Below are 15578 nucleotides of genomic sequence, written 5' to 3'. Positions count from 1 at the left end.
GATGAATGGTTATAGCGTTAAATATTATTATTGAATTTCTGATATTTTTACTTCTCCTAGGTTTAAACCTTTACTGATACTTGCATCACCTTTATAATAAAGTCTTGCTTCTCCAAAAGCTGTAAGTTTGATATTATTAGATGCGTTTATTTTGAATTCAGCTTCTCCAAAAGCTTTTAATTTTGTGTTTTTATTATCAACACCAAGCAGATTTGTAAGGCTTTCTCCGAAGGCTGTAATTTTTTGATTTTCGATGATTCCATCTTTTACTTCTAAAGTACTTTCGCCAAAAATGTCTACGTCCAGATTCTCAAAATTCACTTCATTAAATACTACTTGTGACTCCCCAAAAATATTTAAATCAAAAGTTTCTGTAGTGATTTTGCTTTTGCATAACATAGCCTGTTCTCCACGTATAGAAAGTTCTTTAAGTTGTTTATACCCAATAGTAACTGTTAATACTTTTCCTTTATAAATAGGGACTTTTCTTTTGATTCCATTGATAACTACTGTTTCAGTCTTGGTAGTTTCTTTAGCATCATCCAGATAGATACGAAGTACATTTTTTTTAACAACGATGTTTATTTTATCTTCTGGTTCTGTACTTTCTTCGATGGTTACAGATTCTTCATTGCTTTCTACAAAAGTTGCTTGTATATGCGGACTTATAATTACTTTTTCGAAAGGACTTACACTCTTCTTTGTTTGTGCGATTCCTAATTGCGTAACAGTTAATGCTATTAATGTTAGAAAATATTTTAGATGTTTCATGATGAATGTTTTTAATTGTGAGTATGTATTATTCAGTTTTTAGACTATTTATTGGATTAGCAATTGCAGCTTTAATGGCTTGAAAACTTACAGTAGCTAGAGCAATTATGATGGCTACAAATCCAGCAATTACGAAAACGAACCAATTGATTTCGATTCTATATGCGTAATCTTGTAACCAGTTACTCATGACAGTCCAAGCTAACGGAATAGCTAATAAAATCGCAAGGCATACTAGCTTTAAAAAATCTTTGGATAGTAGTTTTACAATTCCAGTTACGCTTGCACCTAATACTTTTCTTACGCCAATTTCTTTGCTACGCTGCTCTGCAGTATAGGCTGCCAGGCCAAAAAGTCCCAGGCAAGAAATCAAGATGGCTAGTAGCGCAAATATTTGAGACAATTTACCAACTAGCTGCTCACTTTTAAATACAGCATTAAAAGCTTCATCTACAAACGTATATTCAAAAGGAAAAGCAGGATTGTTTTTTTTCATTACTTTTTCAATAAAAGAAAGCATATCATTCAAGGCTACGCCAGATTTCGTTTTTATATAAAAATATCGTGCATAGTTATGGTTATTAAAAAACATAACTGGATCACTTGAGCCATACATATCACCATATTGATAATCTTCTGTAATGCCAATAACGTTATACACATCATCACCTCCTGTTATCGTTTTTCCGATAGGAGAACCATCACCCATAAGTTTAGCGAAGGATTGAGTTATTATTACATTAGTGCTGTCCAGTTGTTGATTTTTCTTAAAGCCTCTTCCTTCTATAAGCTCTATTCCTGTAGTCTTAAAAAAATCCGAATTCACATGTCTATATGAAATTAAGACATCTTCAGTATCTGTTCCTCCTTCCCATTGTAAGCCAGACCCATTATTTCCAGCAGATAGAATTTGAGAATTACTTAACGCCACTCCATCTACTATTCCGGTATTCTTTAAGTCTTGTTCGAAGACATTAAATTTTTCTATAATATTACCAGTCGCACGCATTCTAATTAAATGATCTTTGTTATATCCTAAATCTCTGTTTTTTACGTGTTGGATCTGTTGATATACAAGTATGGTACAAATAATGAAAACAATAGAAATTGTGAATTGCCCTACTACTAATCCTTTTCTTATAAAAGAAGCAGAACCACTTGTAGCTTTGATACCTTTTAAAACTTCTACCGGTTTAAATGAGGATAAATAGAAGGCAGGATATAATCCAGCAAAAACTCCGCAAATAACAGTTATGGTAAATAAGATTCCAATATGCGTAGGATTAGAGATACCTAATATTAACTCTTTTTCGATCAGAATGTTGAATTGCGGTAATATTAATAACAAAAATAGTATACTAACTACAGCTGCAAAAAAAGCCATCATAAGTGATTCGATAACAAACTGGATCATTAATCGCGGGCGACTAGATCCTATTGCCTTTCTTACACCAACTTCGTTTGCTCTTTTTTCGCTTCTAGCGGTGGATAAATTCATAAAGTTGATACAAGCTATAAGCAATATTATTAATGCAATTATAGAAAAGAGACGTACAAATATGATTTTTCCTCCAACTTTTTTTCCTCCTTCGAACTTGGACCTTAAATGCCAATCTTTTATCGTATGTAAAAAGGCATAGGCGTCACTATCAGTGTTTTTTATAGGTAGTATTTCTCGAACTTTTTTATCTACTTCTGAAAAATTCGCTTCCGGAGATAGTTCAACAAAAGTGTCCGAAAAATTACTTCCATACGTTGTCATCCACTCAGCACCATCTCGATATCTTTCGAAAGGAGCAACCCAATCAAAAGGGAATGATACATTTTTTGGAAGATTTTCAATAACACCTGTAACAAGGTAGGTATCTTGGTTATTTACATTAATTGTTTTTCCAAATGCTTTCGTATTTTCTCCGAAAAGTTGTTCTGCTGTTTCTTGGGTGATAACGATTGCTTCTGGATTATCAAATGCCTTATCTCTATCTCCTTCAATAAATTTCAAACTAAAAATTTCTAAAAAATCTGCATCCGCATATCTTCCTCTTTTATTGATAGCATTATCGCTAACAGTAAAAAGACGTTCTTCTGAACTAGAACGAGTAGCTCTAATAACACCTGGTATCTCATCTTTCATTGCTTGTGCTAGCGGACCTGGTGTAGAGTAAAATGTGCGCCATTCTCCTTCATAATTCTGATTAGTCGGTAGGTAATAGATCTGATCTTGTTTCGCAAAAGAGTCATTAAAACTTACTTCATCTTCTACCCAAAGAAAAATTAAACTAGCACAAGTGATGCCCATAGCCAAGCCAAAAATATTTAGAAAACTATAGCCCTTGTTCTTAAGTAAACTACGAAAAGCGATTTTTATATAATTAAAGATCATACTGTTAGTTTTTGATTGTTACCATTACTATAGTGAAGATAATGCCAAAAACATAAAGCTCTGAAAAACAATTATTTATGTTTATTTGCAAAAATAAAAGTGTTCGATTTTGATACACTACTTTTTCAAAATCGAACACTTTGAAAATAAATGATTGATTTATTCTGTTTTCAAGCTTTTGATTGGATTAGCCGTTGCTGCTTTAATTGCTTGATAACCTATGGTGAGTAATGTGATGATCAGTAATACACCAATAGCTACTGCGAATATCCACCAACTTATTTCTGTATGATATGCATAATTCTGTAACCATTTATTCATAAAATACCAAGCAATAGGTGAAGCTATAGCACCAGCTAATAGAATTAGTTTTAAAAAGTCTTGTAGTACGATCGCTAAAATATCTTTTACTTTTCCTCCTAGAATTTTTCTAATACTTATTTCTCTTGTTTTGCGTGCTAAAAAGAAAGAAATTAGTCCATATAATCCTAAACAACTAATAAAAATGGCTAAACCTGAAAATAGTTTTGTCATAGATAAAAAACGTTGCTCTTCTTTATATTGCGACGCTACTCTTTCATCTAAAAAACTATATTTATAGACAAATTTTGGGAAGACCTCTTTCCATCGATTTTCAATTGCTTGTAATTGAGTATTTATATCTTGCCCATCCATTTTCACAGCTAATTCATTGTATGCACTTTTTTCTGGAGCTATAAAAACAGGACCAATACCATTTTGGAAATTTTGATCGTGAAAATTAGATATTACTCCAACGATAGTTGCTTTAATGGAACCTCTATTAGCTTCTAAACTTTTTCCTACAAGTTCTTCATAAGAAGAAAGTCCTAGCTTTTCTGCAAACTTTTGATTGACTACAACTTCCGTAATAGAATCAGAACTGAAAAAATTACGTCCTGCTATTAATTTCAAATTAAAAGTATTTAGGTAATCTTTATCTGCAAGTTTAGCAGAGATCGAAAATTCTTCGTATTGTGGTCTATTATGGTACCGTATACTGGTACCCCAGTCATTATATGCGGCTCCAGGGCTTGATAAACATGCTGTGGTACTTGATACTCCCGGTATTTGATTCAATCTGTCCTTTAATCCTTTTAGTTTTATCAACTCTATTTGTTCAGGGATTTCTAACATTACCATAGCTTCTTTGTCAAAACCTAAATCAGAAGTAATAGCATAATTAATTTGCTTACTAATTACTATAGTAGCAACAATAAGCATAATAGAAATTCCAAATTGAGCGGTCACCAGGACTTTTCGAGTAAGTTTTCCCCCTGTATCATTCTGAGTAAGTTTTCCTTTTAATGCTAATGTAGGTAAAATTCTAGCCATAAGAATACCAGGATAACTTCCCGCTAAAAAGGAAACAATTATTAAAAGTAATGTAGCAAAACCGAATACTTTAAACGTCCACAGCGATTGTATCGTAAGCTGTAGCTGAAACAACTCGTTAAACTTGGGTAATACCATTATAGCTATTGCTAACCCCAATAGTAAAGCAAAAAAACTGATTAAAAATGTCTCTAATATGAATTGCCAAAACAAATTGTTTTTGCTTACCCCTAATACTTTTCGGACACCAATTTCTTTGGATCTAGAAAATGCTTGGGCTGTAGAAATATTAATAAAGTTGATACAAGCAATAATGATTAGAAACATCCCAACTAAAGAAAAAATCCAAAGAAGATTTGCATTAATTCCTCCATATTTATGATCAAAATGGACATCAGACATTTTCTGAAGTTTATATCTATGCACGTTTTTACTTTCTGGACGATACTTAGAAACCAAAGGAATCAATGTTTTTTCGATATGAGCGATATCCTGATTTGGCCTTAGTAATGCATAACATTGAAGACTACTTGTTATACCTCCCCAAGTTTTACTATAAGCAAAAGAACTGTAATTTTTGAGACTCTCGTAAGAAACAAAAATGTTTCCTCGCACCGTAGAATTAATCGGTATATCTTTAAGTAGGCCTATAACTTGGATGGTTTCTTTGTTTTCTAAAACAAATGTTTGTCCAAGAGGGGATTGATCACCAAACATTCTCTTAGCAAAATCTTTAGTTACATATGCTACATTAGGTTCTGTAAGGTCTCGATTACCAAGTGATTTTATTAGTGAAAAATTAAGTATCTGAAAAAAATCAGGTTCTGCAAAAACAATATCTTCTAATAAGCGATTATTAGCGTTATTATCTACTCCATCTATCTGCCAATCTTGTCGAATAAAAATGTTAGCTACTTTTTCCGCATAATTGAAATCGGATTTAAATACTTCTGCAAAACCAGGAGGAACACTAGGTTCATACTCTATCTCATCCTGATGCTCTTCGGTTACCACTCTGTAAATTCTATCTTCAATATGATGAAAATTATCAAATTGAAGATGATAATTCGCGTATAGAAAGATTAAAATAGAACATCCAAATCCCAATGCTAATCCTAAAATATTTATGAAGGAAAATACTTTTCGTTTCTGTAAATTTCTCCAAGCTATTTTTATGTAACTCCTGATCATAATGGTTCGTTATTAGATGATTGATTTTTATTCTGTTTTAAGACTTTTTACAGGGTTTGCAGTTGCAGTTTTTACTGTTTGGAACGATATTGTAAGTAAAGCAATCAATAAAACAATACCTCCGGCTCCAAGAAATAGTAATATATTTAGATCGATGCGATATATATAGTTTTGTAGCCACTTGTTCATCATCCACCATGCAATAGGTGTAGCAATTAAAAAGGCGATGGAAACTAATTTTAAAAAGTCTTTGGTAAGAAGCAATGTGATTGTTGTAATACTTGCTCCAACGATTTTACGAATGCCTATTTCCTTTTTTCGTTTAGCAACAATAAGCAATGTCATAGCAAAAAGGCCAATACAACTTAGAATGATTGCTAATAAAGAACCACTACTGATCATAGATATCATATCACGTTCTTTTTTCAGAGTTCTATCAACATTTTCATTTAAGAAGGAAGCTTGAAAATCTGCATTAGGCTCGATATCCGCCCAGGCATTTTTTACAATATCATAAGATGCTTCTAGGTTTTGAGGAGCAACTTTTACATATACATTTCTCAAATTCCAATTAGGTAGCGCGAACAGAGACATTGGTGCAATATTTCTATCCAGATCCTGAAAATTAAAATCTTTAATAATTCCTACCACAGAAAAGGATTTATCATCTATGTTTAACTGAGAATTTAGTATCTCGTCTTCATTTAGTTGTCTTGCCATGGATTCATTGATAATTACTGATAAACTATCACTCGCCAGATTTTTTCTGAAAGATCTACCTTCTAGTAATTGTAAGTCCAAAGTTTTGATATAATCTGAATCAACGACAAGCATATGCGTTTCAACTCCGATACCCTTATGATCAAACCCTAAAACACTTGTTGATTTGGATCCATCTTTACCTAAACCTAAAATATTATTGGATGCAGATACGTTTAAAATATTTGTTTGATCTTTTAAAGCATTTCGCAATAGTTGTAATGCCTGTTGATCATTTCGTTTTCCGTTTAGAGGAAAAGCAATTACCTGTTCTTTATTATACCCTAAATCCTTGGTACGCAAGAATTGTACTTGTTCCCAAACGACAAGGGTTCCACATATCAGTATTGTAGCAATTCCAAATTGAGCGACTATTAGACCATTTCGCAAATAGTTTTTTCCATTGGAATTTAATTTACCTTTTAAGCTTTGTATTGTATTCAAACGACTCATTAATATAGCAGGGTATCCACCCGCTATAAGCGTTATGCCGATTATGATTACTATTAAAAATAGTATTGATAACGGATCTAATAGGATAGCAAAGGTTGCTTTGGTTTTAAATAATACTTTAAAATGAGGTAACAGAAGTATAGTAGTTAAAACACCCAGAATAATAGAAATTATAAAAACCAGAGTACTTTCTCCCCAAAATTGAAAAAACAATTGCCTTTTATTGGCTCCAAGAGTTTTTCGCATACCAATTTCTCGTAATCTCTGATCACTTTTGGCAACACTCATATTCACAAAGTTTATGCAGGCTATTAATAGAATTAGTAGGGCAATACCTAACACGATATAAGGCATTTTTCGATTTACCTTAGCAGTACCTTTATTAAAATTGGTGAACTTTTTATCTAAAAATGACAATAATTTTATTTGTATAAATTCACCATTTACATTTGGTTGGATACCATCCCTTTTTGCACTTTCAATAGCATCTTTATAATGAAGCTTTGTGAAGCTTTTAGTGCTGTTTTCAAATTGCTCAGGTGTAATCCCTTTAGCTAATTTCATATAGACTTCGTGATTTTCAACATCCCAACGGCCAACAGTTCTGTTATATGCGTGTTGTCCTTGACTTTTAAAATTTAATACGATATCAAACCCTATGGAACTATTGTCAGGAAAGTCTTCAATAAGTGCACTAATAGTAAATGGGACTTGCTTACCATCTCTAAGAATTGTTACCGTTTGTCCTATTGGATTTTTATCACCAAATATTCGATTAGCAGTAAATTCGGTAATGGCAATAGAAGATTCTAATGTAATGGGATTTTGAGTATCACCTTTAATGATAGGAAAACTAAAGATATCAAAAAAGTCAGGATCTACAAAAGCACCACTCATTCTCAATTCCTTATCCTCATAGCTTAACAATAAATTTGCACTATTACGACGTGTTATTTTCTCGACTCCGGCTATTTCTTTTTGTAAAGTCCCTGCAAAAGGTTCTGATTTGGAAATATTGGCTTCTGTACCATTGGGTGTACTATCTTCGGAGTATACCATGTAGATTTGATCTCCATTTTCGTGAAAATGATCAAATGATAGTTCGAAAATAGCATATATAGTTAATAATAAGGCAGCTCCAAACGCTAGGGTTAGTCCTACAATATTGAAGGATGTGAAGATTCTATTCTTCTGTAAATTTCTCCAAGCTATTTTTATATAATTCCTGATCATAATTATTTGTTTTTTGATTTGCCTAAGACAAGCAGATTGATTCATACTGAAACAAGTTCAGTACTAGTTGTTTTATTCTGATTTTAAACTATCAATAGGATTTACTAATCCCGCTTTAATTGTATGATAACTTATAGTAAGTAATGTTATTAAAATTGCCAGTGAACCACTTAATGCAAATACTTCCCAGGAAATAGAAATTCGATATGCATAATCCTGAAGCCAATTGTCCATAATAAAATAAGACAACGGTATCGCTATGATTATTGATATGACTACTAAAATTAAAAAATGAGTTGTAAGTAGTTTAAAAAGATTTTTTATAGAAGCTCCTAAAACTTTTCGTATGCTTAACTCTTTTTTACGTTGTTCTACTAAAAAAGCTGATAGCGCGAACAAACCTAAACAAGCTACAAAAATAGATAATAGCGCAAAACTTACGATCAACTGTCTCATATGCTTTATGTTAGAATACATTCTAGCGTATGATTCATCCATAAATGTGTATCTGAAATCAAGGTTAGGTACAAAAGTTTTCCATTTATTTTCTATCATAGCAAGCATTCCTGATATATTTTCAGTATTTACTTTTATAGAAGTTATTGTTGTGTCATCACCATAGAACATAGCTAAGGATCCTACTTGTTGATGTAAGGATTCAAAATTAAAATCTTCTACCACTCCAACAATAGTATATGTCCTATTACCTCGAAGCATTTTTTTACCGATAGGCTCCTCCATTCCAAATTTTTCAGCTAGTGTTTGATTAATTATTACGGATTCGTTTTCTGTAGCTCGATTTTTACTAAAGTTTCTTCCTGAGGCTAGTTGCATTCCAAAAGTATCCAAATAATTTTCGTCTACAACCCAGGCTTGAGATGGTACGCCTTCTGCATTCAGAACTTCTTTATTGTAAAAAGTATTACCATTACGTTTTGTTTCTTTTATAGGTAGATAATCACTATTACTGACATTTTCAACCCCTTGAATTTGTTTCATTTCGTTTGCAAACGTAGTAAGACGATCCCCCAACATATTTACTCCGTGAATTTGAAGGACTTGTTCTTTTTTATATCCTATTTCTTTATTCAAGATGAAATCCATTTGATTGTTAATAATAAGGGTACTCACTATTAATACAATGGAAATAGTAAACTGAAATACCACCAAACTACTTCTTAAACTAGAAGATTTAGAACCTTTGCTAATTTTCCCTTTTAATACATTAATTGGGGTGAATTTAGAGAGGTAAAAAGCGGGATAAATACCAGCAAAAATTCCCACGAATAATGTTGCTAAGAATATAGTAGGTATAAAGAACCAAGTACTCCAAGGTAGTGTTAGTGTTTTACCGGAAATTGTATTGAAAAGGGATAACCCCAGTATCGCTAGTAAAATACCTAAACCAAACGCAAATATTGTAATAACAATAGATTCTATTAAAAACTGTAGAATGAGTTTTTTTCTACCAGAGCCTATTACTTTTCTAAGACCTACTTCTTTTGCCCTATTTGCTGATTTTGCCGTTGATAGATTAATAAAATTAATACAAGCTATTAATAAAATAAAAAGTGCAATAGCCCCAAGAATCCATACAAAACGAATATCTCCATGTGTTTTTCCATCACGAATACCTTTAGAGCGAAGATGTATATCAGCAAGTGGTTGTAAATCTAGATGAGAAGTACGTAAAATACGTTCGATCTTATGGTATCCATCATTTTTATATGCAGCTAATATGTAATTGTTTAGAATTACCTGAGTCATTCTATCTTCAAATATAGCAAGGTCCGTATCAGGTTTTAGTTGTATAAAGTTGAAATAATTGTTTTGAGTCCATCGTGTTTGCTCTCCTTCTCCAAATTCTACTCCTTTTAGTGTTAATAAGAATTTATAGTCAAAGTTAGATGCTTTAGGGAAATCTTTATACACTCCCGATATTTTATAAGGATTAGCTGTATCTCCGTTTAGATACATAACTTGACCAATGGCACTTTTGTTTTTAAAAAACTTCTTTGCTTTGCTTTCAGCAATTATAATTGTTAATGGTGTGGTAAGTGCAGAAGAGGCTTCTCCTTCAATCATTTCTAAGTCAAAAATATCAACAATCGCTTGATCAGCATACGCAAAATGTTCTTCGTGATATTGCGCTGGGGCTTCGTTGAGACTTATTTCATTGCTTCCTGCTCCATACATTAATTCATTATCCAGTATTCTTCCTGCATTTTCTACTTCTTCAAATTCACGATTAATAGTACTTGCCATAAGCGCGGAGTGATGAGCTCCCCAACCTTCTACACCATCAACCTTAGCAAAATGGGTTAATCGATATACATTATCTCTATTAGGTATTTGTGTATCATAACTAGTTTCATCTGCAATAAATAATGTTATTAATAAACAAGCAGCAACACCAATGCTTAACCCAACAATATTTATAGTGCTAAAGACCTTATTTCTTAAAAGACTCCTCCAAGCTATTTTTATATAATTCCTTATCATAACGTTCGTTTTTATCCACCAGAGACGGATGAGTTGATTGATACTGAAAACAAGTTCAGTATTTGTTAATTTATTCTGTTCTCAATGAGTTTACAGGATTGGCAGTAGCAGCTTTAATAGCTTGTATACTAACAGTCAAAAAAGTAATACTCATTGTGATAACACCAGCTATTAGAAAAACCCACCAGCTTATTGAGATTCGATATGTAAAGTCTTGTAACCAATTTTCCATTGCGTAATATGCTATTGGTGTAGCAATAAATAAGGCAATAATAATCAATATAAAGAAGTCTTTAGTAAGCATTTTCATTACGGTACTTACACTCGCTCCAAGTACTTTTCGGATTCCAATTTCTTTCTTTTTTTGTTCAGCCATAAACGAAATAAGTCCAAATAGACCAAGGCAACTAATAAGAATTGCCAGTGTTGTAAAAGCAACGGAAATGTTAGCTAATCGTTTTTCTTCTGCAATTAATTTTTCAGTTTCTTTATCTACAAAATTGTATACAAATGGTGTGGTTTTATTAACTTTTTTCCAGGCAAGTTGTAATTGACTAAGAATATTTTCGAAATCAGCAGTTTCTGTTTTGATTAATAACCAATCTAAGCTATCATCTACATACATAAGTAAAGGTTCAATTTCTTCTTTAAGAGAAGCAAAATGAAAGTCTTCTGTCACCCCAATGATTTCAACAGTCGAAACATCTCCTCCTGTAGAGAAAAGAATTTTTTGACCAATAGCATCGTCTAACTTGATATTGAAAGCGTCAATAGTTGCTTTATTTACTAGGACTTGGGTTGTATCTTGCTTTTTTATTGCCCGACCCTTTAAAAGTTTGGTTTTTGTAGTTTTTAAATAATCCGCCTGAATACCATTTACTTTTACTAATTTCGGTTTGGTAGGATCACTACCCGGCAAATATGCACCAACATCACCACGTAACGTTTGTGATGGAAAAATGTTACAACCAGATACTGACTTTACACCAGAAATCTTACCCATACTTGTTTTTAATGTTTCATATTGGGTAAAAGCTTCTTGTGTGCCCAAACGTACAGCTATTAGATTATCACTTTCATATCCCATATCTTTTTGTTGGGCAAATTTTACCTGTTCAGTGATAATATAAACAGTAGCGATTAATCCAATAGATATTACAAACTGAAAAACAACTAATCCCTTACGTAACAGAGTTCCTCCTGAATTTGTAGATATGGACCCTTTTAGCACTCGTGTGGGTTTGATGGAAGACAAGACTAATGCTGGATAAATACCTGCAATAAAACCTGTAACAATACCTATAACTAAAAGTATGGATAGGATACGTAAGTCAAAAATTGCTGTATAATTTATATTCCCTTGTGTTAACTGGTTTACTAATGGTAATAAAAATCCAGTTAAAGGAATGCTTACTACCGTTGCCAATAATGAAAGTAAAACAGATTCACCAAGAAATTGGCCAATTAATGATTTTTTATCCGCACCTATGGTTTTTCGAACTCCAATCTCTTTAGCACGTTTATTAGCTCTGGCAGTACTAAGATTTATAAAGTTAATGCAAGCTACTAGTTGAATAAATAATGCTAGTGTGATTAATAAATATAAATACTTAATATCTGATACCGGACCAATTTGCCTCGATATACCTTTAGAATGTAAATGAATATCACTTACTTTTTGAAGAATAAGCTCTTTTTTAAAATTTAATTTAGCAAAATCTTTTGCTCCACGAGCATTCAGAAAGGCTGGAAGTTTTTCCTGAACTAAAGACGCATTATCTGATGAGTTTAATTTTACATAAGTATAAATAAAATTTTGAGTTGCAAAATTTTGTACAGTTCTAACGAATTCACCCAAACCAGGTGTATTCATCGTAACTAAATAATTTGGGTTTAGATGTGATTTTTTTGGGTTACTATCATCAAAAACACCAGTGATGGTAAGTGATAATTGTTGTTCACCACTACCAGAAATGATCGTTTTATTTAGCGCAGGTACATCACCAAATAACTTTTTTGCCAATGTAGAAGATAAAACGACTGTATTGGGTTGAGTTAATGCTGTATCTGGATTTCCCTCAAGAAAATTAAATGTAAAAACATTAAATATAGTGGCATCTGCTAAATAACCTCTTGGTTCATAAAAGCCATCATTACTATCACTAGGACGAATTAGATCTTCAGTTCCTTCTCCCATATAAACTAATCGTGTAGCTTCTATAACTTCAGGAAAGTCTTCTTTCATAGCAAAACCTATTGGCGGACCACTTGATGCTGCATTGAACTGTATAGAACTTGGATCATCTATTATAGTTCTAACCCGATACAAAGTATCAGCGTTTTCGTGATGATCATCATATCCTAATTGTGCAAATACATATAACAATATACTTAAGCAACATATGGTACCAGCAGTTAATCCTAAAAGATTAATTATAGTTTGTAGTTTGTTTTTTTTAAGACTTCTCCACGCTATTTTAAAATAATTCCTAATCATGATTGTTTGTTTTTTGATTGATGATCTATTCTGTTCTTAATGCCTTCACAGGGTTTGATAAGGAAGCTTTTACTGCGTGAAAACTAACGGTTAATACTGCGATTAATATAGCAGAACCCCCTGAAAAAAGGAACATCCACCATTGTATGTCGATTCTGAAAGCAAAGCCTTGTAACCAATTGTACATAACGTACCAAGCAATAGGAGAGGCGATAGTAAAAGCAATCATTACCAATTTCAAGAAATCCTTGGATAAAAGATTTACAATTTCTGATACAGAAGCACCAATTACTTTTCTAATTCCAATTTCTCGTCTTCGTTGTAATGTGCTGTATGCCGCAAGTCCTAGTAATCCTAAGCATGAGATTAATATAGCTAAGCTAGCGAAGTATAAAAATAAGTTGCCAAATCGTTCTTCATTTTCATATTGTTCATTAAATGAGTCGTCTAGGAAGAAGTAATCAAATGGTTGCTCAGGTAAAAAGGATCCCCATAGTTTTTCAATTTCGCTAATAGTTTCTTTTATATTATTAGGAGCTAATTTAACTGTAATTAGATCATTTCTGTTTTGCTCCATTCGCATTGTGAGAGGTCCAATATTATCGTGTAAAGAATTGAAATGAAAATTCTTAATAACGCCTATTACTTGACCTTCGCGACCCCATTGTTTAAATCTTGCACCAATAGCGTTTTGCGGATCATTATATCCTAAAAGTTTCACTGCTTCTTCATTAATAATCATTGCTTGTGTAGAATCAGAAGCAAAATCTTTAGAAAAAGGTCTTCCTGCTATTATCTTAAGATCAAATTGAGGGATATATTCGTGATCTATAAAATAGAGATCTAAGTTCGCAATTTGAAGATCACCTACTTTATTTTCTATTTCAGAATACGCGGATGAATTCCCTCCTCCGGGAACACTAGACCCTAAACTTGTTGATTTGACTCCAGGAATTTTATCAATAGCATGTTTTAGTGCTAATTGTGATTTAGAAGATTCAGCCTCAAGAATTAGTAAACGATCTTTATTGAATCCTAATTCCTGGTTTTGCATATATTTCATTTGATTATAGATAATAATGGTACCAGTTATAAGAATAATCGAAATGGTAAATTGCACAATCACTAAGCTTTTTCTAAGAAGAACGCCTTTGCCACCGGTAGAAAAATTACCTTTTAATACTTGTATAGGTTTAAAAGATGATAGAACTATTGAAGGGTAAATTCCAGCAAAAAGACCTATTGCTAAAGAAATACCTAATAGTTTAACAATATTACCATAGTTAGAAAAAAGGCCTTCACTGATTACTTTTCCAGCAATCTCATTAAAAAATGGTAAGGTTATAACGGTTAGTAAGGTTGTTATTAAAAAGGCTAATAAACAGGTTATAATGGATTCTCCAATAAATTGTAATGATAATTGTTGTTTTTCTGCTCCCATTACTTTTCTAATTCCTACTTCTTTAGCTCTTTCTACAGAACGGGCAGTTGTAAGATTAATAAAATTAATAGACGCAATAAGAAGAATAAAAATGGCAATGATAGAGAATATATAAACATTAGTCATACTACCCCCTCCAGTTCCACCTCTAGTAGATTCTAGGTATAAACTTTTTAGAGGTTCTAAGTTTAGCGTAACAAACATTTTACTCTGTTTCATAAACGCTCCACTATGTTTTTCTAAGAATGCAGGAAACTTGGCAGCAAGTTGATCAGGGTTAGTGTTAGAATTAACTAAGATATAAGCTGCAGCGTCATAACTTCCCCATCTAGTATCTAATTCTTTATCTAAGTGCTGTGTAAAAGTTGTTAGTGATAATATTATATCGGCTTTAATATGAGAGTTCTCTGGGAAATCTTTCATAACTCCAGTTACCGTAGAGTTATATCCTTCTTCAGTTATTTTTAATGATTTACCAATAGGGTTTTGATCGCCAAAGTATTTTTTAGCAGTAGTCTCTGATAATACAATACTAAATTGCTTTTTTAATACTTCTTTTGGATTTCCTTGAAGTAGTTCGAAATCAAAAACAGAGAAAAAACTAGAATCAGCAGCAATAGCATTTGTTTCTTTAAATTTTAGATCGTCTTTGCGAACAATCATATTTAAATCATTAATTCTTACCGCAGAAATTATTTCGGGAAAATCCTTTTCTAGATTAGGAGGGACTGCCCAGGCAGTTATATTAGCTTCTATATTATCAGAAGGAGTTTTAATATCAGCAACTACTCTGTATATATCTTCTGTTTTGCTATGAAAGTTATCGTAGCTTAGTTCGAAACTAACATATAATAACATTAGAAAACTAGCGGTCATCCCTATGGATAACCCTGTAATATTGATAAATGTAAAACCTCTTCTTCTCCAAAGGTTTCTCCAAGCTATTTTAAAATAATTCCTGATCATGATTGTTGGTTTACTATTCGTTTTTGATT

General features: G+C 32.4%; 7 protein-coding genes. All 7 read right to left on the bottom strand.

Annotated elements, in window-relative coordinates; translation table 11 throughout:
• Positions 1 to 27: 27 nt before the first annotated feature.
• Positions 28 to 771 carry a DUF2807 domain-containing protein gene (locus Q0829_RS18340; RefSeq protein ID WP_298545863.1) on the bottom strand — a complete coding sequence of 248 codons (744 nt, stop codon included), beginning with the start codon at positions 769 to 771 and terminating at the stop codon, positions 28 to 30.
• A gap of 28 nt (positions 772 to 799) precedes the next feature.
• A complete protein-coding gene (locus tag Q0829_RS18335) occupies positions 800 to 3154 on the bottom strand; it encodes an ABC transporter permease (protein WP_298545861.1) in 2355 nt (784 codons plus the stop codon).
• Positions 3155 to 3313: 159 nt separating this feature from the next.
• Positions 3314 to 5698 (bottom strand): ABC transporter permease, encoded by a 2385-nt coding sequence (locus Q0829_RS18330; protein ID WP_298545860.1) that lies wholly within the window; start codon positions 5696 to 5698, stop codon positions 3314 to 3316.
• Between the two features lie 27 nt (positions 5699 to 5725).
• Positions 5726 to 8143 carry an FtsX-like permease family protein gene (locus Q0829_RS18325; protein ID WP_298545859.1) on the bottom strand — a complete coding sequence of 806 codons (2418 nt, stop codon included), beginning with the start codon at positions 8141 to 8143 and terminating at the stop codon, positions 5726 to 5728.
• Positions 8144 to 8215: 72 nt separating this feature from the next.
• Complete coding sequence (locus Q0829_RS18320; protein WP_298545858.1) at positions 8216 to 10645, bottom strand: ABC transporter permease; 2430 nt, start codon at positions 10643 to 10645, stop codon at positions 8216 to 8218.
• A 70-nt stretch (positions 10646 to 10715) separates the two neighbouring features.
• Positions 10716 to 13142: an ABC transporter permease gene (locus Q0829_RS18315; RefSeq protein ID WP_298545857.1), complete on the bottom strand. Its 2427-nt coding sequence runs from the start codon at positions 13140 to 13142 to the stop codon at positions 10716 to 10718.
• A gap of 25 nt (positions 13143 to 13167) precedes the next feature.
• On the bottom strand, positions 13168 to 15549 hold the full coding sequence (locus tag Q0829_RS18310) for an ABC transporter permease (protein ID WP_298545855.1): 2382 nt from the start codon (positions 15547 to 15549) through the stop codon (positions 13168 to 13170).
• Positions 15550 to 15578 lie beyond the last annotated feature (29 nt).

This window comes from uncultured Aquimarina sp. (genome assembly GCF_947492405.1).
Taxonomy (GTDB): domain Bacteria; phylum Bacteroidota; class Bacteroidia; order Flavobacteriales; family Flavobacteriaceae; genus Aquimarina.
This window is presented reverse-complemented; position numbering and strand designations above follow the sequence as displayed.